General features: G+C 66.3%; 18 protein-coding genes and 5 rRNA genes (1 of these 23 only partly in view). 12 read left to right on the forward strand and 11 right to left on the reverse strand.

Features of this window, described 5'->3' with window-relative positions; all coding sequences use genetic code 11:
• The 6 genes from SVTN_RS20280 to SVTN_RS20305 form a co-directional block, all read left to right on the forward strand.
• A 23S ribosomal RNA gene (locus tag SVTN_RS20280) occupies nucleotides 1-2,205 on the forward strand; it begins 914 nt to the left of the window's first position.
• An 84-nt stretch (nucleotides 2,206-2,289) separates the two neighbouring features.
• Nucleotides 2,290-2,406, forward strand: a 5S ribosomal RNA gene (gene rrf / locus SVTN_RS20285).
• A 581-nt stretch (nucleotides 2,407-2,987) separates the two neighbouring features.
• Nucleotides 2,988-4,513, forward strand: a 16S ribosomal RNA gene (locus SVTN_RS20290).
• A gap of 285 nt (nucleotides 4,514-4,798) precedes the next feature.
• Nucleotides 4,799-7,917: ribosomal RNA gene (locus tag SVTN_RS20295) — 23S ribosomal RNA — on the forward strand.
• Nucleotides 7,918-7,989: 72 nt separating this feature from the next.
• A 5S ribosomal RNA gene (gene rrf, locus SVTN_RS20300) occupies nucleotides 7,990-8,106 on the forward strand.
• The 16S, 23S and 5S rRNA genes sit together here, the layout of an rRNA operon.
• 114 nt (nucleotides 8,107-8,220) lie before the next feature.
• On the forward strand, nucleotides 8,221-8,808 hold the full coding sequence (locus SVTN_RS20305; protein WP_041130372.1) for a GNAT family N-acetyltransferase: 588 nt from the start codon (nucleotides 8,221-8,223) through the stop codon (nucleotides 8,806-8,808).
• On the opposite strand, the gene SVTN_RS20310 is transcribed toward SVTN_RS20305, so the two are convergent.
• The 6 genes from SVTN_RS20310 to SVTN_RS20335 form a co-directional block, all read right to left on the reverse strand.
• The gene (locus tag SVTN_RS20310; protein ID WP_245727599.1) at nucleotides 8,791-10,347 is read right to left on the reverse strand and encodes a type IV secretory system conjugative DNA transfer family protein; all 1,557 of its coding nucleotides are present in this window, start codon (nucleotides 10,345-10,347) and stop codon (nucleotides 8,791-8,793) included. The genes SVTN_RS20305 and SVTN_RS20310 overlap by 18 nt on opposite strands.
• 1 nt (nucleotide 10,348) lies before the next feature.
• Nucleotides 10,349-11,743 (reverse strand): ATP-binding protein, encoded by a 1,395-nt coding sequence (locus tag SVTN_RS20315; protein WP_041130373.1) that lies wholly within the window; start codon nucleotides 11,741-11,743, stop codon nucleotides 10,349-10,351.
• 20 nt (nucleotides 11,744-11,763) lie between these two features.
• Nucleotides 11,764-13,317 (reverse strand): SCO6880 family protein, encoded by a 1,554-nt coding sequence (locus SVTN_RS20320; RefSeq protein WP_041130374.1) that lies wholly within the window; start codon nucleotides 13,315-13,317, stop codon nucleotides 11,764-11,766.
• Nucleotides 13,314-14,657, reverse strand: a complete 1,344-nt coding sequence (locus SVTN_RS20325; protein WP_041130375.1) for a membrane protein — start codon at nucleotides 14,655-14,657, stop codon at nucleotides 13,314-13,316. Before SVTN_RS20325 ends, SVTN_RS20320 begins: the two co-directional genes overlap by 4 nt.
• The gene (locus SVTN_RS20330; RefSeq protein WP_041130376.1) at nucleotides 14,647-15,483 is read right to left on the reverse strand and encodes a DUF8175 domain-containg protein; all 837 of its coding nucleotides are present in this window, start codon (nucleotides 15,481-15,483) and stop codon (nucleotides 14,647-14,649) included. The genes SVTN_RS20325 and SVTN_RS20330 overlap by 11 nt, the downstream gene beginning before the upstream one ends.
• 99 nt (nucleotides 15,484-15,582) lie before the next feature.
• Nucleotides 15,583-15,891 carry a hypothetical protein gene (locus tag SVTN_RS20335; RefSeq protein WP_024757447.1) on the reverse strand — a complete coding sequence of 103 codons (309 nt, stop codon included), beginning with the start codon at nucleotides 15,889-15,891 and terminating at the stop codon, nucleotides 15,583-15,585.
• A 312-nt stretch (nucleotides 15,892-16,203) separates the two neighbouring features.
• Here SVTN_RS20335 and SVTN_RS20340 point away from each other — a divergent pair, with 312 nt between their 5' ends.
• Complete coding sequence (locus SVTN_RS20340; RefSeq protein ID WP_041130377.1) at nucleotides 16,204-17,235, forward strand: C40 family peptidase; 1,032 nt, start codon at nucleotides 16,204-16,206, stop codon at nucleotides 17,233-17,235.
• A gap of 264 nt (nucleotides 17,236-17,499) precedes the next feature.
• Nucleotides 17,500-18,222 (forward strand): phosphatase PAP2 family protein, encoded by a 723-nt coding sequence (locus SVTN_RS20345; RefSeq protein WP_041130378.1) that lies wholly within the window; start codon nucleotides 17,500-17,502, stop codon nucleotides 18,220-18,222.
• A 15-nt stretch (nucleotides 18,223-18,237) separates the two neighbouring features.
• On the opposite strand, the gene SVTN_RS44325 is transcribed toward SVTN_RS20345, so the two are convergent.
• A complete protein-coding gene (locus SVTN_RS44325) occupies nucleotides 18,238-18,414 on the reverse strand; it encodes a hypothetical protein (protein WP_159026480.1) in 177 nt (58 codons plus the stop codon).
• Nucleotides 18,415-18,545: 131 nt separating this feature from the next.
• On the opposite strand from SVTN_RS44325, the gene SVTN_RS20350 reads away from it, so the two are divergent.
• Together SVTN_RS20350 and SVTN_RS41080 are read left to right on the forward strand one after the other, a co-directional pair.
• The gene (locus SVTN_RS20350) at nucleotides 18,546-19,388 is read left to right on the forward strand and encodes an SCO4651 family lipoprotein (RefSeq protein WP_041130379.1); all 843 of its coding nucleotides are present in this window, start codon (nucleotides 18,546-18,548) and stop codon (nucleotides 19,386-19,388) included.
• Between the two features lie 118 nt (nucleotides 19,389-19,506).
• A complete protein-coding gene (locus SVTN_RS41080) occupies nucleotides 19,507-19,692 on the forward strand; it encodes a hypothetical protein (protein ID WP_052499222.1) in 186 nt (61 codons plus the stop codon).
• A 232-nt stretch (nucleotides 19,693-19,924) separates the two neighbouring features.
• Here SVTN_RS41080 and SVTN_RS20355 read toward each other — a convergent pair whose 3' ends face one another.
• On the reverse strand, nucleotides 19,925-20,278 hold the full coding sequence (locus SVTN_RS20355) for a metal-sensitive transcriptional regulator (protein ID WP_041130380.1): 354 nt from the start codon (nucleotides 20,276-20,278) through the stop codon (nucleotides 19,925-19,927).
• A gap of 193 nt (nucleotides 20,279-20,471) precedes the next feature.
• On the opposite strand from SVTN_RS20355, the gene SVTN_RS20360 reads away from it, so the two are divergent.
• Together SVTN_RS20360 and SVTN_RS20365 are read left to right on the forward strand one after the other, a co-directional pair.
• Nucleotides 20,472-21,092, forward strand: coding sequence for a DUF47 domain-containing protein (locus tag SVTN_RS20360; protein WP_041130381.1), 621 nt, complete (start codon nucleotides 20,472-20,474; stop codon nucleotides 21,090-21,092).
• Nucleotides 21,093-21,097: 5 nt separating this feature from the next.
• Complete coding sequence (locus SVTN_RS20365; protein ID WP_041130382.1) at nucleotides 21,098-22,096, forward strand: inorganic phosphate transporter; 999 nt, start codon at nucleotides 21,098-21,100, stop codon at nucleotides 22,094-22,096.
• 93 nt (nucleotides 22,097-22,189) lie between these two features.
• Here the strand turns inward: SVTN_RS20365 and pstB are convergent, their stop codons facing one another.
• The 3 genes from pstB to pstC are packed head-to-tail and all read right to left on the reverse strand — an operon-like array spanning nucleotide 22,190 to nucleotide 25,039.
• Nucleotides 22,190-22,966 (reverse strand): phosphate ABC transporter ATP-binding protein PstB, encoded by a 777-nt coding sequence (gene pstB, locus SVTN_RS20370; protein WP_041130383.1) that lies wholly within the window; start codon nucleotides 22,964-22,966, stop codon nucleotides 22,190-22,192.
• Between the two features lie 25 nt (nucleotides 22,967-22,991).
• Nucleotides 22,992-24,068 carry a phosphate ABC transporter permease PstA gene (gene pstA / locus SVTN_RS20375; protein ID WP_041130384.1) on the reverse strand — a complete coding sequence of 359 codons (1,077 nt, stop codon included), beginning with the start codon at nucleotides 24,066-24,068 and terminating at the stop codon, nucleotides 22,992-22,994.
• Entirely contained in the window at nucleotides 24,065-25,039 is a 975-nt protein-coding gene (gene pstC / locus SVTN_RS20380) for a phosphate ABC transporter permease subunit PstC (RefSeq protein WP_041130385.1), read from the reverse strand. The genes pstA and pstC overlap by 4 nt, the downstream gene beginning before the upstream one ends.
• Nucleotides 25,040-25,077: the final 38 nt, after the last annotated feature.

Genomic DNA, 25,077 nt, shown 5'->3' on the forward strand with positions numbered 1-25,077 from the left:
CCCCGAAATGCATTTAGGTGCAGCGTCGTGTGTTTCTTGCCGGAGGTAGAGCACTGGATAGGCGATGGGCCCTACCGGGTTACTGACCTTAGCCAAACTCCGAATGCCGGTAAGTGAGAGCACGGCAGTGAGACTGTGGGGGATAAGCTCCATGGTCGAGAGGGAAACAGCCCAGAGCATCGACTAAGGCCCCTAAGCGTACGCTAAGTGGGAAAGGATGTGGAGTCGCAGAGACAACCAGGAGGTTGGCTTAGAAGCAGCCACCCTTGAAAGAGTGCGTAATAGCTCACTGGTCAAGTGATTCCGCGCCGACAATGTAGCGGGGCTCAAGCGTACCGCCGAAGTCGTGTCATTGCAGCAAAAGCCCCAACGGGTGCTGTGATGGGTAGGGGAGCGTCGTGTGCCGGGTGAAGCAGCCGCGGAAGCGAGTTGTGGACGGTTCACGAGTGAGAATGCAGGCATGAGTAGCGATACACACGTGAGAAACGTGTGCGCCGATTGACTAAGGGTTCCTGGGTCAAGCTGATCTGCCCAGGGTAAGTCGGGACCTAAGGCGAGGCCGACAGGCGTAGTCGATGGACAACCGGTTGATATTCCGGTACCCGCTTTGAAACGCCCAATATCGAATCAGGCGATGCTAAGTCCGTGAAGCCGCCCCGGAGCCTTCGGGCAAAGGGGAGTGGTGGAGCCGACGAACCAGACTTGTAGTAGGTAAGCGATGGGGTGACGCAGGAAGGTAGTCCAGCCCGGGCGGTGGTTGTCCCGGGGTAAGGGTGTAGGGCGTCACGTAGGCAAATCCGCGTGACACATAGCCTGAGACCTGATGCCGAGCCGATTGTGGTGAAGTGGATGATCCTATGCTGTCGAGAAAAGCCTCTAGCGAGTTTCATGGCGGCCCGTACCCTAAACCGACTCAGGTGGTCAGGTAGAGAATACCGAGGCGTTCGGGTGAACTATGGTTAAGGAACTCGGCAAAATGCCCCCGTAACTTCGGGAGAAGGGGGGCCACGCCTGGTGATGAGTCTTGCACTCTGAGCTGGGGGTGGCCGCAGAGACCAGCGAGAAGCGACTGTTTACTAAAAACACAGGTCCGTGCGAAGCCGTAAGGCGATGTATACGGACTGACGCCTGCCCGGTGCTGGAACGTTAAGGGGACCGGTTAGCTTGGTTTCGACCAGGCGAAGCTGAGAACTTAAGCGCCAGTAAACGGCGGTGGTAACTATAACCATCCTAAGGTAGCGAAATTCCTTGTCGGGTAAGTTCCGACCTGCACGAATGGCGTAACGACTTCTCGACTGTCTCAACCATAGGCCCGGTGAAATTGCACTACGAGTAAAGATGCTCGTTTCGCGCAGCAGGACGGAAAGACCCCGGGACCTTTACTACAGTTTGATATTGGTGTTCGGTTCGGCTTGTGTAGGATAGGTGGGAGACCGTGAAGCAGCCACGCCAGTGGTTGTGGAGTCGCCGTTGAAATACCACTCTGGTCGTGCTGGATGTCTAACCTCGGTCCGTGATCCGGATCAGGGACAGTGTCTGATGGGTAGTTTAACTGGGGCGGTTGCCTCCCAAAGGGTAACGGAGGCGCCCAAAGGTTCCCTCAGCCTGGTTGGCAATCAGGTGTTGAGTGTAAGTGCACAAGGGAGCTTGACTGTGAGACCGACGGGTCGAGCAGGGACGAAAGTCGGGACTAGTGATCCGGCGGTGGCTTGTGGAAGCGCCGTCGCTCAACGGATAAAAGGTACCCCGGGGATAACAGGCTGATCTTCCCCAAGAGTCCATATCGACGGGATGGTTTGGCACCTCGATGTCGGCTCGTCGCATCCTGGGGCTGGAGTCGGTCCCAAGGGTTGGGCTGTTCGCCCATTAAAGCGGTACGCGAGCTGGGTTTAGAACGTCGTGAGACAGTTCGGTCCCTATCCGCTGTGCGCGTAGGAATATTGAGAAGGGCTGTCCCTAGTACGAGAGGACCGGGACGGACGAACCTCTGGTGTGCCAGTTGTCCTGCCAAGGGCATGGCTGGTTGGCTACGTTCGGGAGGGATAACCGCTGAAAGCATCTAAGCGGGAAGCCTGCTTCGAGATGAGTGTTCCCACCTCCTTGAGAGGGTAAGGCTCCCAGTAGACGACTGGGTTGATAGGCCGGATGTGGAAGCCCCGTAAGGGGTGGAGCTGACCGGTACTAATAGGCCGAGGGCTTGTCCTCAGTTGCTCGCGTCCACTGTGTTAGTTCTGAAGCAACGAACACGCCCCCCTTTGGGTGGTGCGGCGGTTCGTAACTTCATAGTGTTTCGGTGGTCATAGCGTTAGGGAAACGCCCGGTTACATTCCGAACCCGGAAGCTAAGCCTTTCAGCGCCGATGGTACTGCAGGGGGGACCCTGTGGGAGAGTAGGACGCCGCCGAACAATCATTGTGGGAAAGCCCCGCACCTCATGGTGCGGGGCTTTTCTGCGTTTACGGCACCGAGCAGGCCGGCGAGGTCTGTCAGGGCCGGCGCCGAGGCCCGCCGGCAGCTCGCCGGGGTGGGAATCGGGACCCGAAACATCTGGTAGAGTCGTAGACGCAGCAAGGGACCGGAGCGCAAGCGAAGGAACCTGAAAGCACCGAGGAAATCGGAACCGCGAGGATCTGATAGAGTCGGAAACGCCGGAAGGGCCCGGAGCGAAAGCGAAAGGGACCGGAAAGCACCGAGGAAATCGGATCGGAAAGATCTGATAGAGTCGGAAACGAAGGAAGCGCCCGGAGGGCCCGGAAACGGGACCGAAGGAAGCGTCCGCACCTTGAGAACTCAACAGCGTGCCAAAAATCAACGCCAGATTAGTTGATACCCCGTCCATCTCCGGATGGTCGAGGTTCCTTTGAAAAGTCCTGTCGGCCCTCGTGGCGGGCAGGCGACATACACAGCGAGGACGCTGTGGACGGTCGGCCACATTCCGGCATGACCGTCCCGCTCAACGCGAGTGTGCCACCGGATCACCGGTGAACATTCACGGAGAGTTTGATCCTGGCTCAGGACGAACGCTGGCGGCGTGCTTAACACATGCAAGTCGAACGATGAAGCCCCTCGGGGTGGATTAGTGGCGAACGGGTGAGTAACACGTGGGCAATCTGCCCTTCACTCTGGGACAAGCCCTGGAAACGGGGTCTAATACCGGATACGACCCGGGAAGGCATCTTCCCGGGTGGAAAGCTCCGGCGGTGAAGGATGAGCCCGCGGCCTATCAGCTTGTTGGCGGGGTAACGGCCCACCAAGGCGACGACGGGTAGCCGGCCTGAGAGGGCGACCGGCCACACTGGGACTGAGACACGGCCCAGACTCCTACGGGAGGCAGCAGTGGGGAATATTGCACAATGGGCGCAAGCCTGATGCAGCGACGCCGCGTGAGGGATGACGGCCTTCGGGTTGTAAACCTCTTTCAGCAGGGAAGAAGCGCAAGTGACGGTACCTGCAGAAGAAGCGCCGGCTAACTACGTGCCAGCAGCCGCGGTAATACGTAGGGCGCAAGCGTTGTCCGGAATTATTGGGCGTAAAGAGCTCGTAGGCGGCTTGTCACGTCGGGTGTGAAAGCCCGGGGCTTAACCCCGGGTCTGCATCCGATACGGGCAGGCTAGAGTGTGGTAGGGGAGATCGGAATTCCTGGTGTAGCGGTGAAATGCGCAGATATCAGGAGGAACACCGGTGGCGAAGGCGGATCTCTGGGCCATTACTGACGCTGAGGAGCGAAAGCGTGGGGAGCGAACAGGATTAGATACCCTGGTAGTCCACGCCGTAAACGTTGGGAACTAGGTGTTGGCGACATTCCACGTCGTCGGTGCCGCAGCTAACGCATTAAGTTCCCCGCCTGGGGAGTACGGCCGCAAGGCTAAAACTCAAAGGAATTGACGGGGGCCCGCACAAGCAGCGGAGCATGTGGCTTAATTCGACGCAACGCGAAGAACCTTACCAAGGCTTGACATATACCGGAAAGCATTAGAGATAGTGCCCCCCTTGTGGTCGGTATACAGGTGGTGCATGGCTGTCGTCAGCTCGTGTCGTGAGATGTTGGGTTAAGTCCCGCAACGAGCGCAACCCTTGTCCTGTGTTGCCAGCATGCCCTTCGGGGTGATGGGGACTCACAGGAGACCGCCGGGGTCAACTCGGAGGAAGGTGGGGACGACGTCAAGTCATCATGCCCCTTATGTCTTGGGCTGCACACGTGCTACAATGGCCGGTACAAAGAGCTGCGATGCCGTGAGGCGGAGCGAATCTCAAAAAGCCGGTCTCAGTTCGGATTGGGGTCTGCAACTCGACCCCATGAAGTCGGAGTTGCTAGTAATCGCAGATCAGCATTGCTGCGGTGAATACGTTCCCGGGCCTTGTACACACCGCCCGTCACGTCACGAAAGTCGGTAACACCCGAAGCCGGTGGCCCAACCCCTTGTGGGAGGGAGCTGTCGAAGGTGGGACTGGCGATTGGGACGAAGTCGTAACAAGGTAGCCGTACCGGAAGGTGCGGCTGGATCACCTCCTTTCTAAGGAGCACAGCACCGGATGCGAGCGAACGTCTCGCACGGTCAGCTCATGGGTGGAACGTTGATTAGTTGGCACGATCACGAGGATCACCTCACCAGTACTGCTTCGGCGTGGAACGTGAGGATGATGCGAGGGATCGTGCCTGGCACGTTGTTGGGTGTCTGAGGGTACGGCCGTATGGTCATGCCTTCGAGGATGCCGGCCCCAGTAAAACCCCGCTCCGGCAGGGTGTGATGGGTGGCTGGTCGTTGTTTGAGAACTACACAGTGGACGCGAGCATCTGTGGCCAAGTTTTTAAGGGCGCACGGTGGATGCCTTGGCACCAGGAACCGATGAAGGACGTGGGAGGCCACGATAGTCCCCGGGGAGCCGTCAACCAGGCTTTGATCCGGGGGTTTCCGAATGGGGAAACCCGGCAGTCGTCATGGGCTGTCACCCATGCCTGAACACATAGGGCATGTGGAGGGAACGAGGGGAAGTGAAACATCTCAGTACCCTCAGGAAGAGAAAACAACCGTGATTCCGGGAGTAGTGGCGAGCGAAACCGGATGAGGCCAAACCGCAGGCGTGTGAGACCCGGCAGGGGTTGCGCATGCGGGGTTGTGGGATCTCTCTTCTGTCGTCTGCCGGCGACAGGACGAGTCAGAAACCGTATGGATAGGCGAAGGACATGCGAAAGGTCCGGCGTAGAGGGTAAGACCCCCGTAGCCGAAATCTGTACGGCTCGTTGGAGAGACACCCAAGTAGCACGGGGCCCGAGAAATCCCGTGTGAATCCGGCGGGACCACCCGCTAAGCCTAAATATTCCCTGGTGACCGATAGCGGATAGTACCGTGAGGGAATGGTGAAAAGTACCGCGGGAGCGGAGTGAAATAGTACCTGAAACCGTGTGCCTACAAGCCGTGGGAGCGTCGGGATGTGCTTGCACATCCTCGTGACTGCGTGCCTTTTGAAGAATGAGCCTGCGAGTTTGCGGTGTGTTGCGAGGTTAACCCGTGAGGGGAAGCCGTAGCGAAAGCGAGTCCGAACAGGGCGATCCAGTAGCACGCTCAAGACCCGAAGCGGAGTGATCTAGCCATGGGCAGGTTGAAGCGGAGGTAAGACTTCGTGGAGGACCGAACCCACCAGGGTTGAAAACCTGGGGGATGACCTGTGGTTAGGGGTGAAAGGCCAATCAAACTCCGTGATAGCTGGTTCTCCCCGAAATGCATTTAGGTGCAGCGTCGTGTGTTTCTTGCCGGAGGTAGAGCACTGGATAGGCGATGGGCCCTACCGGGTTACTGACCTTAGCCAAACTCCGAATGCCGGTAAGTGAGAGCACGGCAGTGAGACTGTGGGGGATAAGCTCCATGGTCGAGAGGGAAACAGCCCAGAGCATCGACTAAGGCCCCTAAGCGTACGCTAAGTGGGAAAGGATGTGGAGTCGCAGAGACAACCAGGAGGTTGGCTTAGAAGCAGCCACCCTTGAAAGAGTGCGTAATAGCTCACTGGTCAAGTGATTCCGCGCCGACAATGTAGCGGGGCTCAAGCGTACCGCCGAAGTCGTGTCATTGCAGCAAAAGCCCCAACGGGTGCTGTGATGGGTAGGGGAGCGTCGTGTGCCGGGTGAAGCAGCCGCGGAAGCGAGTTGTGGACGGTTCACGAGTGAGAATGCAGGCATGAGTAGCGATACACACGTGAGAAACGTGTGCGCCGATTGACTAAGGGTTCCTGGGTCAAGCTGATCTGCCCAGGGTAAGTCGGGACCTAAGGCGAGGCCGACAGGCGTAGTCGATGGACAACCGGTTGATATTCCGGTACCCGCTTTGAAACGCCCAATATCGAATCAGGCGATGCTAAGTCCGTGAAGCCGCCCCGGAGCCTTCGGGCAAAGGGGAGTGGTGGAGCCGACGAACCAGACTTGTAGTAGGTAAGCGATGGGGTGACGCAGGAAGGTAGTCCAGCCCGGGCGGTGGTTGTCCCGGGGTAAGGGTGTAGGGCGTCACGTAGGCAAATCCGCGTGACACATAGCCTGAGACCTGATGCCGAGCCGATTGTGGTGAAGTGGATGATCCTATGCTGTCGAGAAAAGCCTCTAGCGAGTTTCATGGCGGCCCGTACCCTAAACCGACTCAGGTGGTCAGGTAGAGAATACCGAGGCGTTCGGGTGAACTATGGTTAAGGAACTCGGCAAAATGCCCCCGTAACTTCGGGAGAAGGGGGGCCACGCCTGGTGATGAGTCTTGCACTCTGAGCTGGGGGTGGCCGCAGAGACCAGCGAGAAGCGACTGTTTACTAAAAACACAGGTCCGTGCGAAGCCGTAAGGCGATGTATACGGACTGACGCCTGCCCGGTGCTGGAACGTTAAGGGGACCGGTTAGCTTGGTTTCGACCAGGCGAAGCTGAGAACTTAAGCGCCAGTAAACGGCGGTGGTAACTATAACCATCCTAAGGTAGCGAAATTCCTTGTCGGGTAAGTTCCGACCTGCACGAATGGCGTAACGACTTCTCGACTGTCTCAACCATAGGCCCGGTGAAATTGCACTACGAGTAAAGATGCTCGTTTCGCGCAGCAGGACGGAAAGACCCCGGGACCTTTACTACAGTTTGATATTGGTGTTCGGTTCGGCTTGTGTAGGATAGGTGGGAGACCGTGAAGCAGCCACGCCAGTGGTTGTGGAGTCGCCGTTGAAATACCACTCTGGTCGTGCTGGATGTCTAACCTCGGTCCGTGATCCGGATCAGGGACAGTGTCTGATGGGTAGTTTAACTGGGGCGGTTGCCTCCCAAAGGGTAACGGAGGCGCCCAAAGGTTCCCTCAGCCTGGTTGGCAATCAGGTGTTGAGTGTAAGTGCACAAGGGAGCTTGACTGTGAGACCGACGGGTCGAGCAGGGACGAAAGTCGGGACTAGTGATCCGGCGGTGGCTTGTGGAAGCGCCGTCGCTCAACGGATAAAAGGTACCCCGGGGATAACAGGCTGATCTTCCCCAAGAGTCCATATCGACGGGATGGTTTGGCACCTCGATGTCGGCTCGTCGCATCCTGGGGCTGGAGTCGGTCCCAAGGGTTGGGCTGTTCGCCCATTAAAGCGGTACGCGAGCTGGGTTTAGAACGTCGTGAGACAGTTCGGTCCCTATCCGCTGTGCGCGTAGGAATATTGAGAAGGGCTGTCCCTAGTACGAGAGGACCGGGACGGACGAACCTCTGGTGTGCCAGTTGTCCTGCCAAGGGCATGGCTGGTTGGCTACGTTCGGGAGGGATAACCGCTGAAAGCATCTAAGCGGGAAGCCTGCTTCGAGATGAGTGTTCCCACCTCCTTGAGAGGGTAAGGCTCCCAGTAGACGACTGGGTTGATAGGCCGGATGTGGAAGCCCCGTGAGGGGTGGAGCTGACCGGTACTAATAGGCCGAGGGCTTGTCCTCAGTTGCTCGCGTCCACTGTGTTAGTTCTGAAGCAATGAACTCCCTTGCCGGTTGAGTTCAACTTCATAGTGTTTCGGTGGTCATAGCGTTAGGGAAACGCCCGGTTACATTCCGAACCCGGAAGCTAAGCCTTTCAGCGCCGATGGTACTGCAGGGGGGACCCTGTGGGAGAGTAGGACGCCGCCGAACAATTTTTAGCCTCAACCCCCGGACCTTGTCCGGGGGTTGAGGCATTTTTGCGTTCCGGCACCGGTCAGGAAAAGGCCTTGTCAGAGGGGTGCGGGGCTCGTCAGGATCGGCGGCATGGACTATTCGATACGTACCCTCCGCGCCGACGAGTGGGAGCAGGCCCGCGAGATCCGCTTGGCCGCCCTCCAGGACCCGATCGCGCACCTCGCCTTCCTCGACACGTACGAGGCGGCCGTCGAACGGCCCGACGCCTTCTGGAAGGACCGTGCGGAGGGCGCGTCCGAGAGCGGCGACGGGAGCGTGCTGCAGTTCGTGGCCGAGGCCCCGGACGGGAGCTGGGCGGGCACGATCACGCTGCTCGTGGAGCGGCCGTCGGACGAGGTGAAGTTCGGCGAGGCGGCGAAGGTCGACCAGACGCACATCGTCGGCGTGTACGTACGCCCCGAGGCGCGCGGGACCGGTGTGATCGACGCGCTGTTCCGGGCCGGCGTGGAGTGGTCCTGGACGGTGCCGGCGCCGGCGGTGGCGCGGGTCCGGCTGTACGTCCACGAGGAGAACGCGCGGGCTGCCTCGTTCTATCGGCGGTTCGGGTTCGTGGCGACCGGGGACGCGGTGGCGGTGCCGGGGGACGCCGGGGCCAGGGAGCTGGAGTACGAGTTGGTGCGGCCCTCGGTGGGTGCTGGTTCAGGCGCGGGAGCCTAGGCCCGGCAAGGGGCGCCGTCCCGTGTGCCCACCCGTCCCGCCCTGCGGGACGATTGCCCACACGGCATTGGGCCAGCGGGCCTTGGCCTGTTCCTCCGAGCGCATCAGGGCCAGGGTCGGGAGGCCCTGGGTGTGGCCTGTGGCCAGGAGGTCCGGGAGCTGGGGGAGCGGGGCCACCGCGGCGACGTCGTCGAGGACGAGGGTCAGTGGTGGGTCGAGCCGACCGTCGGATGACCGTGCGGCCATGCGGCGGCCGTGCTCGACCACGCTTGCGGCGAGGGCCGTGAGGAGCGGCATCGCGCCGGGGTGGGTGCGGGGATCCTCGATCGCCTCGCCCACCACGTAGAGCGTGCCCCCTTCGGCGAGGAAAGATGCCAGCGTCAGCGAATCCGTTCGATTCGGTACGCACGCCTCCCTGATGTGGATCGAGGAGAGCGAACTCAGCGCACGGGCCGTCAGTTCCTGTGCCTGCCGGCGGCTTTCCGGGTGCGCGGTGAGTGCCGACTCCAGGAGGCCCGCCAGGCCCGAGGCGGCCTTCGGGTGGCTGCGGAGGATCCGTACGGGCTCGTGGGCGCCCGCGCCCTGTGCCCAGCGGTGGACTTGTCGGAAGGGGCGGCCGTCGACGGCGGCGGCGTGCAGCCAGCAGCGCAGGAGCGTCTCCGCAGTGTCGGCGGTGGCCGCGTCGAGGCGGGAGTGCGGGCGTACGGGGGCGAGCAGGGCGACCGCGCGTTCCTGGGCCACCGCGGGGTCCTCGCAGTGCTCGGACGGTGACCAGTGGAGCCGGGCGGGGGTGTCGCAGAGGTGGCCGGGGTCGTGGACCAGGACCGGGCCGAGCTTGCCGCGCGCGTCCTTGGTCGAGGACCAGACGGCGGGGTCGGAGGTGACGACCAGGACCGGGCCCTCCGCGTCCAGGATCGCCTGCACGGCGGCCGGGCGGCGGGTCTCCGGGGGGCCGTAGACCGTGCGGGGGGTGGTTATGGGGGTGGCGGGGGGTGCCTCCGCCGGTGGGGTCGGTGTGGGGAGTGGTGCCGGGGCTGGGGTCGGTGCCGAGGCGTGCTCTTCCGTCGGGCGGCGCGGGGGCGGGGGAGCGGTGGGCTCCTTTCGTACCCCTGCGTCCTTCCGCGCCTCCGGGTCCTCCCGTACCTCCGTGTTCTTCCGTGCCGGAGTCGGGGCGTACGCGCCTGCCTTTCGGTTGGCGCGGACCGCGCGCCAGCGGGCCGTCGTGCCGAGGACGAAGACCGCGAGGACCATCAGGATCATCGCCTCGCCGATCAGCAGGCCCCAGAAGAGGCCGTACCCGGAGAGTGCCCCCGGCGGGGTGGTCGGCCAGGCCGCCGGGAGGTCCGTCGGGGCCGTCGCGAGGGCGCGCAGGGCCATCGGGGTCCGGGCGAAGGTGACGCCGGCCGGCCAGGCGCCGTGTGCGAGGAGGCCGGCCAGGCCGGTCGCCGTCCAGACGAGGACCGCGAGGCCGAGGATCAGGGCGAACAGACCGACGATGAAGCCGTCGGAGATGCCGCCCTGCCTCTTCTGCTCGGTCACGTCACGCCACCGTCGACTGCGAAGTGCCGTTCATCTGCTGCTCGATGAGGATCGCGCGCTGTTCGGTCTCCCACTCCAGTTCCGGGTCCGCGACGGAGGCTTCCGTCATGGCGCGGTCGGTGTAGACGAGGGGGCGTTCCTTCTCGGTGATGAGGTGTTTGACCACCTGCACGTTGCCGTTGACGTCCCAGACCGCGATGCCGGGGGTGAGGGTCGGGATGATCTCGACCGCCCAGCGGGGCAGGCCGAGGACCCGGCCCGTGTTGCGTGCCTCGTCGGCCTTCTGGGCGTAGATGGTGCGGGTGGAGGCCATCTTGAGGATGGCTGCCGCTTCTTTCGCCGCTGCTCCGTCCACGACGTCGGAGAGGTGGTGGACCACCGCCACGAAGCTCAGGCCGAGGCGGCGGCCGAACTTCAGGAGGCGCTGGAACAGCTGGGCCACGAAGGGGCTGTTGATGATGTGCCAGGCCTCCTCCACGAGGAAGATGCGCTTCTTCCGGTCGGGGCGGATCCAGGTGTGTTCCAGCCAGACGCCGACGATCGCCATGAGGATGGGCATGGCGATGGAGTTGCGGTCGATGTGGGACAGGTCGAAGACGATGAGGGGGGCGTCGAGGTCGATGCCGACCGTCGTCGGGCCGTCGAACATGCCGCGGAGGTCGCCGTCGACGAGGCGGTCGAGGACGAGGGCGACGTCCAGGCCCCAGGCCCGTACGTCGTCTATGTCGACGTTCATCGCCTCCGCCGATTCGGCCTCCGGGTGGCGGAGGCGCTCGACGATGTCGGTGAGGATCGGCTGCCGGTCGGTGGTGTGCTCGGTGACGTAGGCGTGGGCGACCTTGAGGGCGAAGCCGGAGCGCTCGTCGAGGCCGTGGCCCATCGCCACTTCGATGATGGTGCGGAGGAGGGCCAGCTGACCGGTGGTGGTGATGGAGGGGTCGAGGGGGTTGAGGCGGATGCCCGCGTCGTTGGCGACCATCGGGTCCAGGCGGATGGGGGTTATCCCCAGCTCCTGGGCGATGAGGTTCCATTCGCCGACGCCGTCCTCGCCCTGGGCGTCGAGGACGACGACCTGACGGTCGCGGAAGCGGAGCTGGCGGAGGACGTACGTCTTCTCCAGGGCCGACTTTCCGTTGCCGGATTCGCCGAGGACCAGCCAGTGGGGGGCGGGGAGCTGCTGCCCGTACAGCTGGAAGGGGTCGTAGATGTAGCCCTTGCCGCTGTAGACCTCGCGGCCGATGATGACGCCGGAGTCGCCGAGGCCGGGTGCGGCGGTCGGCAGGTAGACGGCCTGGGCCTGCCCGGTGGAGGTGCGGACGGGCAGGCGGGTCGTCTCCACCTTCCCGAAGAGGAAGGCGGTGAAGGCTTCGGTGAGGACGGACAGCGGATCTCGCATGGGTCTGTGCCCCTTCGGCCCTAGCGGCGGATGCCGGTCGCGAACGGCAAGGTGTTCACAAAGGCCCGGTGGTGCTCGCGGTCGCACCACTCCAGCTTCAGGTACGACTTGCCGGCGGAGGCCCTGATCGTGCGCTTGTCCCGGGCGAGGGCCTCGGGCGAACGCGACGACACCGTGATGTACCCGACGAGGTTCACTCCTGCCGCGCCGCTGGCGAGATCTTCACCCCGCTGGTCGAGCCGGCCGTGGGCGGCGATGTCGCGGGGGTCGACCGTACGGTTCATCTTGGCCTGGCGGGACGCCTCGGCCTCGTCGTTGGTCTTCTCGGTGAGCATGCGCTCGATGGCGACCTCGGTGGGCTCCAGGTCCATGGTGACGGCGACCGTGCGGATGACGTCGGGGGTGTGGACGAGGAGCGGGGCGAGGAAGTTGACGCCGACCGGGGTCATCGGCCACTCCTTCACCCAGGCGGTGGCGTGGCACCAGGGGGCGCGGGTGGAGGACTCGCGGGTCTTGGCCTGGAGGTACGTCGGTTCCATGGCGTCGAGTTCGGCGGGCCAAGCGTTTCGTTTCGTCATGGCCTGGATGTGGTCGATGGGGTGGTCCGGGTCGTACATGGAGTGCACGAGGGACGCGAGACGGGACTGGCCGAGGGGCTGGCGGACGCGGATGTCGGCCTCGGCGAGGCGGGCGCAGATGTCGGTGAGCTCGCGGGCCATGACGACGGCGAGGCCGGCGTCGCGGTCGAGCTTGCGGGCGCCGGAGGCGTGGCGGGCGGCGCGGGCCATGGCGTTGGCCTCGGCGGCCAGGTCGCGGGTGTAGTGCATGCAGGCGACGAGGTAGGCGCGGTGCTGCTCGCTGGAGGTGGAGACCATCGACTGGAGCTGGTCGTAGGACTCCTGGAGCCAGGCGGGGGCCTGGGTGTCTCCGCGCTGGGCGACGTCCTTGGCGTGGGCGTCGGGGTCGGCGGGGAGGGTGCGGGCCAGCATCTGGAGGCGGGTCACGAAGCCGTCGCCGTTGGCGACGTGCTTGAGGAGGGTGCCGAAGCGGTCGACGAGGGCCTCCTGGTCCTCGCTGTCGCGCAGGCCGACGCCGGGGCCCTCGATCTCGATGGCGGCGGTGACGGTGCGGCGGTCGGCGTGGAGGAGGACGGCGATCTCGTCGGGGCCGAAGGGGGCGGCGAGCCAGCCGATGCGGCCGATGCCGGGGGGCGGGCCGACCTCGACCTCGCGGCCGTCGAGGCGGGTGCCGGCCTCGGAGGCGACGGAGCGGTAGGCGGTGCCGCGCTTGAGCATCCGCTTGTAGCTGCGGTTGATCTCGAACCACTTGTAGAAGGTGCGGTGCTTGTACGGGAGGTACACGGCGGCGATCGCGAGCATGGGCAGGCCCGCGAGGAGCGCGATCCGCAGGGGGAGGGCGGGGACGAGGAGTCCGCTCATCATGCCGAGGAAGGCGCCGACGATGATCAGGGCGATCTCGCCGGTCTCCCGGTTCTTGCCGACGATCGCGTTCGGCCGGGCGCGGCCGACGAGATACGTGCGGCGGGGCGCGACCGGCTGGGACTGGGTCGTCAACGCCCTGCACCTCCTGCTCCTGTGTTCTTGCGGTTGCTGTGCGGGGTGCCCGCGGTGGGGCTGCTGCTACGGGGTGGGGGCGTGGCGCCGCCGGTGCCGCCGCCTCCGCCTGCGCCGCGGCTGCTGTGGGCGGCCATGCCGCCGGAGACGGGGTTGGCGGGGCGGGGGGCGGAGCTCTGGGAGGTGCCGCCGCCGTTGTCGCGGGTGCTGTGGGTCTTGATGCCCTGGGAGACGAGGGAGGCGGGGGAGGAGATGACGGCCGCGGCCGCGTTCTCGCCGGCGCGGTGGAGGCGGTTGTTGCGGGAGGCGGCGATCTCGTCGCCGAAGCCGGGGACGAAGCGGTAGATCATCGCGGAGGCGAAGATGGCGAGCAGGATGATCGAGAGGCCGGACACGACGGCGGAGACGGAGTCGGGGCCGGTGTCGGAGGAGAGCGCGCCGGCCAGACCGAGGACGATCACGATGACCGGTTTGACCAGGATGATCGCGATCATGATGCCGGCCCAGCGGCGGACGTGGCCCCACATGTTCTTGTCGACGAGGCCGGAGTAGACGACGACGCCGAGGAGCGCGCCGACGTACAGCAGGACGGCGCGGAGGAACAGTTCCAGGTAGAGGACGCCGGCGGCGATGACGGTCACCAGGGACACGATGATCAGCATGATGGGGCCGCCACCGATGCTGTCGCCCTTCTGGAGGGCCTGTTTGAAGCTGCCGAAGAAGATGTCGGTCTGCTGGCCGGTGCCGGAGGCGATGACCTCGGTGATGGCGTCGGTGGCGTTGACGACGGTGTAGAGGATCAGGGGCGTGAAGGCGGAGGCGAGGACCGTCAGCCAGAGGAAGCCGATGGCTTCGGAGAGGGCCGTGGTGAGGGGGACGCCGCGGACGGCCCGCTTGGCGACGGCGAGGAGCCAGAGGAGGAGGGTGAGGAAGGTGGCGGCGGCGAAGACGATGGCGTAGCGGCCGAGGAACTGCATGTTGGTGAAGTCGACGTCGGCGGTCTCTTTGACGGCCTTGGAGAGTTCGTCGATGACCTTGATGGCAGCGTCGGCGAAGCCGCGGGCGAGGGATGCGAGCGGGTCCTGCTCGTTGTTCGTTTCGGGGAGCGGCACCGAGCCGCCGCCGGACTGGCTCCGCTCGCAGAGTGTCCTGGGCTCTCCCACCAGGAAGCTGCAGTCGCTGTCGCTCGGGTTCCTGCTCGCGCTTGCGCTCGGGGAGGGCGTCGACGGCGTCGGTGTGGGAGCCGCCTGGGCGGCCGTTGCGAGCAGGAGGGGCAGGAAGAGGAGGGCGGCGACGATCGTGGTCGACACGCGCCTTGCCAGGCTTCGTTCAGCGGGCATAGGTGAACCCTCCGTATCCCTCGACCGCTGCGGCGATCTCGTCGGTCGTGGAGGCGCGGTTGTCGCCGTTGACCGGTGTCGGGCCCTCGGTCTGGGTGGAGGACTCCACGCGCCAGTCGCCCCCCACCCATGTGAGTTTCTCCGTGATGGTGAACCAGGTGGAGGTCACGGGCCTGGTCGAGCCCGCGCCGGCGAGGCCGCCGAGGCTGGTGCACCAGACCTCGACCGTCGCGGAGTTCTCCGTGTAGTCCCGGACCTTGGTGCCGATCGGGATGGTGCGTGACACGTGGGTCATGCCGGAGGGCGCGGTGCCGTCCGCGTTGAGCCCGGCGCTGGCCATGAGATCGCCCGTGTAGGAGGCGTCGAACTTCTTGAGGAGGTCGTCCACGACCGACGGGGCGTGGACGGCGCGCACGATCTCACGGCGCCGGTCCGCGTTGAACATATCGACCGAGCCCAGCGCCACCGCGTAGTTCGTCGCCGCGCTCTGCGCGCCCTGGTTGTCGTGGGCGTAGCCCGTGGGGATCGTGCCGTTCTTGCCGGTGACCGGGCGGACGCCCGTCGCGGAGGTGGGGGTCGTTCTGCCCGGGGTGCCGGAGCGGGGGCCGGTGGCGTCCGCCGGTTCGCCGCCGCCGCGGTTGGCGAAGGCGATGGCGGCGACGAGGAGGACCACCACGCCCACGACCGTGATGAGGGATCGGGAGCTGCGGACGGGGCGGCGGGCGCCGCCGTAGACGTCGCCGCTGTTGCCCTCGGGCAGGCGGGTCCGGGTCTGGCCCGAGCCGCCCACGCCGCCGAAGCTGTCGTGCTCGTCGCCGGGACTCATGCCGGGTACGCCCCCTCACTCGTTCGCGGGTACGGCCGTGCTTCAACATGACTGGGCATCAGGGAACGCATTCTCAGGAGGGTCGGGTCCGAAGGGAGATCAGACGGCCATCCCGTACACGATGGTGAACAGCGTCCCCAGCGATCCGATGATGAAGACGCCGGTCAGACCGGCGACGATCAGGCCCTTGCCCTGTTCCGCGCTGAACGTGTCGCGGAGGGCGGTCGCGCCGATGCGCTGCTTGGCCGCTCCCCAGATGGCGATGCCGAGGCAGAGCAGGATCGCCACGGCCATCACGACCTCGATCATCACCTTGGCCTCGTTGCCCAGGCTCCCGAAAGGTCCCCAGTTCGGGGCGATTCCACCGATGATGGTGGTGATGTCGCCCTTTTCGGCCGCCAGGTACATATAACTCACCGCCCCTGTTGGGTACTTGGTCGCCCCTGCCGGACGGCATGGGTCATCGCCCTATCTTCGCTGATGAAACCGCCCACGTGTGACGGCTTGGCGGCTCTCTTTACCCGATCCCCGCACACTTGACCGATCTGACCGTCTTGACCTGCGGTGGTGTGGCCGGTTTCCATGCGAAGAAGCGTATGGTCACTCTGTGTATCACGGAGAGTGACTTTGGGCAATGATTGTCGTTGTTGCACTCTTGGGGCGGCGTCGGGCGCGACCTAGACTGGCGGCCCTGGCGTACTGCCATGAGCCGAGGGGTGGTTGACGGTGCGTAGGGCTGGCAAGGCGTGGCTGTGGGCCGGCGGGACCCTGGGGGTCTGTCTCGGCTTCGTCGCACTGCTCGTCGTCGGCACGTACTCCGCGGCGGCCGGGATCGCCGGCGGTGCGGGCGCCAAGAACGGGGCCGTGGGCCTCGCGAAGGGTGCCGTCCCCACCCTCTACCAGGGGCTCGTGCAGCGGTGGGGGAGCCTGTGCCCCGCCATCAACCCGGCCCTGCTCGCCGCCCAGCTGTACCAGGAGAGCGGCTGGAACCCGCGGGCCGTCTCCCCGGCGGACGCGCGGGGCATCGCGCAGTTCATCCCCGGCACCTGGGCCGGGCACGGCATCGACGGCGACGGGGACGGGGACCGGGACATCTGGGACCCGCAGGACGCCATTCCGTCGGCCGCCTCGTACGACTGCGAGCTCGCCGGGTACGTGAAGGACGTGCCCGGGGATCCGGCGGACAACATGCTGGCCGCGTACAACGCGGGCGCGTACCGGGTGATCAAGCACGGCGGGGTGCCGCCCATCAGCGAGACCCAGAACTACGTGCGCATCATCCGGTCCCTGGAGAAGAGCTTCGCCCGGCCGTTGGGCCGCGTCGCGCCCTCGCAGCAGGCCGCGGCCGCCATCCACTACGCGCAGGGGAAGCTGGGCACCCCGTACCTCTGGGGCGGTACGGGTACGGCCGCGGAGGGCGGGCGGTTCGACTGCTCCGGGCTCACCCAGGCCGCGTACGACAGCGTCGGCGTGCAGCTGCCGCGCGTCGCCAACGACCAGTACAACGCCGGCCCGCACCCCGGCAGGAACGAGCTGCTGCCGGGCGACCTCGTCTTCTTCTCGGACGACCTGACGAACTCTCGGGCCATCCGGCACGTCGGCATCTACGTCGGCGGCGGCTACATGATCGACGCCCCGCGCACCGGGGCGGTGATCCGTTTCGACCGGATCGACACCCCGGACTACTTCGGCGCCACCCGGGTCACCAAGGAGGGCGCGGCCGCTCTGCCCACCCATCTGCCGCAGGCCTGAGGGGAGCAGACGGGGCGTCGGATCCGCCTGCGGGGCGACCGCGGGGCGGCTGTGGGTGTGCGGGTGTCTTTCGGGCTTATCGGGCGTGGCTGGAACTCTCCGTCATGCACAGGCCCTGAGCTGCGGTGAACCGTCACTCTTCGATAACGTCGTCATGATCCACCGGAGAGAGCGGAACGTGCGCCTCAGGCGGTTCGTTCCCTGATCCGACCGCTCTGACCACGGGGGTTGGAAACCAGACACGAGAGCAAGGGGCCGCAGCAGATGGCTGGACTCGCATCGGACGCCTTGAACCCCGATGTCGGCCTGCTCTACGACATCAACGGACTGGCCAAGGCCGCTCCGCCGTGGTTCGACCGCGTCATGGAGTTCGTCGGAGAGTACGGGATCGTGCTCGCGATGGTCCTCGTCGTGCTCTGGTGCTGGTGGAGCGTCCGCCGGCGCGGCACCCTCGGCGACTCCGTCTCGGCCGTCGCCGGGCTCGTCTGGGCCCCGCTGGCCGCCGGGATCGCCCTCCTCGTCAACATCCCCATCCGCGGCTTCGTCGAGCGTCCCAGACCCTTCAAGGACCATCAGGGGCTCGAGGTCCTCGTCGACGGGAAGACCGACTTCTCGTTCGTGAGCGACCACGCCACCCTCACCATGGCCCTCGGCGTCGGCCTCTTCGTCGCCCACCGCCGGTTCGGCCTCGCCGCCATCGCCCTCGCCCTCGCCGAGGGCTTCGCGCGCGTCTACATGGGCGTCCACTACCCCACCGACGTGATCGGCGGCTTCGCCCTCGGCACGGCTGTGGCGCTGCTCCTCGCCCCGGTCGCGCTCGCCCTGCTCACGCCCGTCGTCTCCGCCGTCGCCCGCTCCGGCCGCGGCGCCCGGATCGTCCGCTCCCGCCGGGCCGACGCGGCGCCCCGCCCCGAGGCCGTCGGCATCCCCGAGCCCAGGCTCGGCGGCCCCGCCCCGAGCACCGGCCGGAACGACCTCGCCGCCTAGGACCCGTCCGGCGGATCAGGGCCGGACGGGACCCAGCTGGGAACTGCTCGTACGGAGGTGTTCCGCCGCGTCCGAGCGGGCCTTGTCGCGGGATCTGCGGGCCGGGCCCGTCCAGCCGCAACTGCACCGTGCCAGCGCGAACGAGCCGCGCTCCGTCATCGTCGTGGTGTGGGGGGATCCCTGCGCGTGCACCCCACCACCGTACTGCGCGTGACGGCACGCCCCCACCGTCGTTATGCGGATCGGGTGTCCCCGGGCCCGAGGGCCCCGGGGAAGGCCGGGTCCCGGGCAAACAGCGGTGAGGCGTTGGGGGTTGGCAGACGATGGCGGTCCAGGGGTACGGGCGTCCGCACGGTCGTGGTCGCGGGGCGTTCGCCGTCACCGCCGTCCTGGTCGGCTCCCTCGTCGGGCCCACCGCGCTCTCCGGGTGCGCCGCCCCCGACGACCCCAAGCCGACGGTCGACCCCGCCCTCGCCGTACGGAACGCCGCCGACGCCCTGGCGAAGGCCGGCACCTCCAAGGCCAGCACCTCCATGGAGATGGCCTCCGGCGGGACCCGGGTCACCATCCGGGGCGAGGGCGGCTACGACTTCCGGCGCCGCACCGGCCGGCTCCAGGTGCTGCTGCCGAAGGACCCGGCCGGGGCGAGCGAACACCGGCCGATCACCGAGCTCCTCACCCCCGGCGCGCTCTACATGAAGAACCGCGGCGCCGGCGTCCCCGCCGACAAGTGGGTACGGGTCGACACCACCACCCTCGACGACGGGAACCTCGTCACCGGCGGCGCCACCGACCCGGCCGCCGCGGCCGAGCTGTTGCGGGGCGCCCGCGAGGTCACGTACCTCGGCGAGGTCGAGCTCGCGGGGGTGAAAGTCGGCCACTACCGCGGCGTCGCCGACATCGCGCACGCCGCCCGGGTCGCCTCGCCGCAGCTGCGCGGGGCGCTCGCCGCGGCGGCGAAAGGGTTCGCCAAGGACACCGTGCCCTTCGACGCGTACCTCGACGGGGAGGGGCGACTGCGGAAGGTGCGCCACCAGTTCAGCTTCAGCAACCAGGGCCGGACGGTCGCGGTCGCCTCGACGACCCTGCTGTACGGCTTCGGGGTCCCCGTCGAGGTGACGCTGCCGGACCGCCGCGACATCTACGCCGGGAAGATCAAGGCCTGACCCGGTGCGGTGGCGGGCCGGACCATCGGCAAATGGTCCGGACGTGTCATGCGCGGCGCGTCGCCCCGTACCTACGCTGGGAGACCGCTGGGAGACCGACGCCGGCAGGAAGAGGTGGATGCGCGTGGCCCCGCCCGGTACAGCAACCGTGCCCGCAGACCCGGACTGCGTCGCCCTCGCCGAGATCGAGCTCTGCGGCGAGCTGATCATCGCGGCATCGGCCGCGGACGGGGAACGGCTCAGCGCCGACCGGATCGACGAGGTGCTGCGGGTGGAGGCGGAGCGGGCCGTGAAGGACTTCTGACGGCCGGGCGGTGTGAAGGGACTCTCGGAAGGGACTCTCGCGGGCGGGCCGTGTCAGGGCCGATGGCGGGTGGACCGTGTCAGGGCCGCCGGCGGCCGGGCCGTACCGGGGGCGCAGGCGGCCGGGTCGTACCGGGGGCGCCGGTGGCCGGGCCGTGCAGGGCCCGGCTGGGTGCGGCGCCTGGTGGCCGGGCCGTGCAGGACCCTTCGGCGGCGCCGCCCCGCCCGTACCCTCAGGTGCGCATCATGCGGGCGATGGCCTTCGTGGCCTCCTCGACCTTCTCGTCGATGCCCGAGCCGGTGGCCGCCGCGTCCGCGACGCAGTGCCGCAGGTGCTCCTCCAGGAGCTGGAGGGCGAAGGACTGGAGCGCCTTCGTCGAGGCGGAGACCTGCGTGAGTATGTCGATGCAGTAGACGTCCTCGTCGACCATCCGCTGGAGGCCGCGGATCTGGCCCTCGATCCGGCGGAGCCGCTTGAGGTGCTCGTCCTTCTGCTTGTGGTAGCCGTGCACACCGTGTGCGTGGTCGGCCGCCTCGACGGCCTCGACGGCCTCGGGGGTGACCTGGTCCGTCTCGGTGGTCGTCATCGCGTCCTCCCGTTGTCCATTAAGGGGGTGTATACCCCTCGTGGGTATATGGTACCGATCCCCGCCGATCCGGGCGGGGGCCCGCTGCAGTTCACTGTGCCTGATGGGCGACACTGAGAGACGCCGGTTAGCCGTGGCCGGATGATGCGCCTAGCATCAGCCTGACCGAAACCCAGCACCCCGAGGACCTCACGTGCGATTTCGTCTGACCCCCAGGGAGACGAGCTTCTACGACATGTTCGCCGCGTCCGCGGACAACATCGTCACGGGCTCCAAGCTCCTGATGGAACTGCTCGGAGCGGAGCCTTCCGCCCGGGCCGAGATCGCGGAGCGGATGCGGGCAGCGGAGCACGCCGGTGACGACGCCACCCACGCGATCTTCCACCAGCTGAACTCCTCCTTCATCACACCGTTCGACCGCGAGGACATCTACTCCCTCGCTTCGTCCCTCGACGACATCATGGACTTCATGGAAGAGGCCGTCGACCTGGTCGTCCTCTACAACATCGAAGAGCTCCCCAAGGGTGTCGAGCAGCAGATCGAGGTCCTGGCCCGGGCGGCGGAACTGACCGCCGAGGCCATGCCGAACCTGCGGACGATGTCGAACCTCACCGAGTACTGGATCGAGGTCAACCGTCTCGAGAACCAGGCGGACCAGATCCACCGCAAGCTGCTCGCCCACCTCTTCAACGGCAAGTACGACGCCATCGAGGTGCTGAAGCTCAAGCAGGTCGTGGATGTGCTGGAAGAGGCGGCCGACGCCTTCGAGCACGTGGCCAACACGGTGGAGACCATCGCGGTCAAGGAGTCCTGAGCTTCGTGGACACCTTCGCTCTGATCGTGACCATCGGTGTCGCGCTCGGCTTCACGTATACGAACGGCTTCCACGATTCCGCCAACGCCATCGCCACCTCGGTGTCGACCCGGGCGCTGACCCCCCGGGCGGCGCTCGCGATGGCGGCGGTCATGAACCTCGCCGGTGCCTTCCTCGGCAGCGGTGTCGCGCACACCGTCAGCAAGGGTCTGATCGAGACGCCGACGGGCAACTCGGGGATGGGCATCCTCTTCGCCGCGCTGCTCGGCGCGATCGTCTGGAACCTCGTCACCTGGTACTTCGGACTTCCCTCGTCCTCCTCGCACGCGCTCTTCGGCGGCATGGTGGGCGCGGCGCTCGCGGGCGGCACGCAGGTCATCTGGTCGGGCGTCCTCGAGAAGGTCGTCATCCCGATGTTCCTCTCGCCGGTCGTCGGCCTCATCGCCGGTTACCTGGTGATGACCGCGATCCTGTGGATGTTCCGCAAGGCGAACCCGCACAAGGCCAAGCGCGGCTTCCGCATCGCGCAGACCGTCTCGGCGGCCGGCATGGCGCTCGGCCACGGCCTCCAGGACGCCCAGAAGACCATGGGCATCGTGGTGATGGCCCTGGTCATCGGTGACGTGCAGAGCGCCGACGCGCCGATCCCGGTGTGGGTGAAGCTCGCCTGTGCCGTCATGCTCTCGCTCGGTACGTACGCGGGCGGCTGGCGCATCATGCGGACCCTCGGCCGCAAGATCATCGAGCTGGACCCGCCGCAGGGCTTCGCGGCGGAGACGACCGGCGCGTCGATCATGTTCCTGACGGCGTTCGTCTTCAAGGCGCCGATCTCGACGACGCACGTCATCACCTCCGCGATCATGGGCGTCGGTGCGACGAAGCGCGTCAACGCGGTCCGGTGGGGTGTCGCCAAGAACATCGTCCTGGGCTGGTTCATCACGATGCCGGCGGCGGGAATCGTTGCCGCGCTGAGCTATTACGTGATCAAGCTGCTCTTCGGTTAGGACCCCGCGAAAGTGGTTGGGCCCGGCTCCCCTGTGGGGGAGCCGGGCCCTCGTCGTTACGGTGGCACCGCCATGCAGCACCGTAAGACGGCTTTATCCGAAGCGGCCGGAGATGTAGTCCTCGGTCGCCTGGACGCTCGGGTTGGAGAAGATGCGCTCGGTGTCGTCCAGCTCGATCAGCTTGCCGGGCTGGCCGACGGCCGCCAGGTTGAAGAAGGCCGTACGGTCCGAGACGCGGGCGGCCTGCTGCATGTTGTGCGTCACGATGACGATCGTGAAGCGCTCCTTCAGCTCGCCGATGAGGTCCTCGATGGCGAGCGTGGAGATCGGGTCGAGGGCCGAGCAGGGCTCGTCCATGAGCAGGACGTCGGGCTCGACGGCGATCGCGCGGGCGATGCACAGACGCTGCTGCTGACCGCCGGAGAGGCCGGAGCCCGGCTTGTTGAGGCGGTCCTTGACCTCGTTCCAGAGGTTGGCGCCCTTGAGGGACCGCTCGACTATGTCGCTGAGCTGGGACTTCTTGTACTTGCCGTTGAGGCGCAGGCCCGCCGCCACGTTGTCGAAGATCGACATGGTGGGGAAGGGGTTCGGCCGCTGGAAGACCATGCCGACGGTGCGGCGCACGGCTACCGGGTCGACGTTCGTCCCGTACAGGTTCTCGTCGTCCAGCATCACCTTGCCCTCGACGCGGCCGCCGGGGGTGACCTCGTGCATCCGGTTCAGGGTGCGCAGGAAGGTGGACTTGCCGCAGCCGGACGGGCCGATGAAGGCCGTCACGGAGCGGGGCTCGACGGTCATCGAGATGTCGTCGATCGCCTTGTGGGCGCCGTAGTAGGCGGAGAGGCCGCTGACGTCGATTCGCTTGGCCATATCAATTCACTTCCAGAGTGCCGCGTCAGCGGCCGGTCTTCGGGGCCTTCCAGCGGGCGATGCCGCGGGCCACCAGGTTGAGGATCATGACGAAGGCGATCAGGACGAGCGCGGCGGCCCAGGCGCGGGCCACGGCGGCGTCGGTGCCGACCGCGTACTGCTCGTACACGTAGAGCGGCAGGGAGGACTGGGCGCCTTCGAAGGGGTTCGGGTTGATGAGCTTCGTACCGAACACGAGGAGCAGGACCGGGGCCGTCTCACCGGTGATGCGGGCGACCGCGAGCATGACGCCCGTGGTGATGCCGCCGATCGCGGTGGGCAGGACCACCTTCAGGATGGTGCGCCACTTGGGGATGCCGAGGGCGAGGGAGGCCTCGCGGAGCTCGTTCGGGACGAGCTTGAGCATCTCCTCGGTGGAGCGGACCACGACCGGCATCATCAGGATGGCGAGGGCCATCGCGCCGGCGAAACCGGAGGGGCCGAAGCCCAGGATCAGGTTCCAGGTGGCGAGGACGAAGAGGCCGGCGACGATCGACGGGATGCCCGTCATGACGTCGACGAAGAAGGTGACGACCTTGGCGAGCTTGCCGCCGTTGGCGTACTCGACGAGGTAGACCGCGGTCAGCAGGCCGATCGGCGCGGCGATCAGGGTCGCGATGCCGACCTGCTCGATGGTGCCGAGCAGCGCGTGGTAGACGCCGCCGCCCTCCTCGGCGTCGAGGACGCCGTTCATCGAGTGGGTCAGGAAGTACGGGCTGAGGGCGTCGAGGCCCTTGCTGATCGTGACCCAGGCGAGGGAGAACAGCGGGATCACGGCGAGGACGAAGCACACCCAGACGAGGCTGGTGGCGACGCGGTCCTTGGCCTGGCGGCTGCCCTCGACCTTGGTGGTCACGGCGAAGGTGACGAGGACGAAGAGCAGTGCGGCGATCAGGCCCCACTGGACCTTGCTGTGCCAGCCGGCGCCGAGGCCGATGCCGATGGCTCCGGCGATCGAGCCGGCGGCGATGGCGGCCGGGGTCCAGCGCGGGAGACGGGCGTGCGAGAGGGGTGCGCGGCGCGGGGCGGCCGCGACCGGACGTTCCTGTATGGCGTGGCTCATGCCGCGGCCCCCGAGTACTCCTTGCGGCGGCCGATGATCCAGCGGGCGGCGCCGTTGACCAGCAGGGTGATGAGGAAGAGGACGAGGCCGGAGGCGATCAGGGCGTCGCGGCCGTACTCGTTGGCCTCGTTGAACTTGGCGGCGATGTTCTGCGCGAAGGTGCCGCCGCCCGGGTCGAGCAGGTGGCCCGAGAGGACGAAGCTGGGGGAGAGGACGACGGCGACGGCCATCGTCTCGCCGAGTGCGCGGCCGAGGCCCAGCATGGAGGCGGAGATGATGCCGGAGCGGCCGAAGGGCAGCACCGACATGCGGATGACCTCCCAGCGCGTGGCGCCGAGGGCGAGGGCGGCTTCCTCGTGCATCTTCGGGACCTGGAGGAAGACCTCGCGGGTCACGTTGGTGATGATCGGAAGGATCATGATCGCCAGCAGGATGCCCACGGTGAAGAGGTTGCGGGCGACGCCGTCGCTGGACTTGTCGAAGATGTACGTCCAGCCCAGGTACTGGTCGAGCCACTTGTTGAGGCCGTCCAGGTACGGGACGAGGAAGATCGCGCCCCAGAGGCCGTAGATGATGCTGGGCACGGCGGCGAGCAGGTCGACGACGTACGCGAGCGGCTTGGCCAGCTTGCGCGGGGCGTAGTGCGAGATGAAGAGGGCGATCCCGATCGCGACGGGCACGGCGATGAGCATCGCGATGACCGAGGAGACGAGGGTGCCGAAGGCGAGGACGGCGATGCCGAAGACCGGCGGTGTGTTCGCCGGGTTCCACTCGAAGGTGGTGAAGAAGTTCGTGCTGTCCTTCGAGATGGCGAGGGCGGCACGGTAGGTCAGGAAGACCGCGATCGCGGCCATGATCACGAGGAGGGTGATGCCGGAGCCGCGGGACAGGCCGCTGAAGATGCGGTCCCCGGGGCGGGTCGCGCTCTTGGCGCGCCGGCTCCTCTGTATGTCAGGTGTGGTGGTAGCCATCTGTTCTACTCCGGTCTGCGGGTCCCGTACGTCCCTCA

This window comes from Streptomyces vietnamensis (assembly GCF_000830005.1).
Classification (GTDB): domain Bacteria; phylum Actinomycetota; class Actinomycetes; order Streptomycetales; family Streptomycetaceae; genus Streptomyces; species Streptomyces vietnamensis.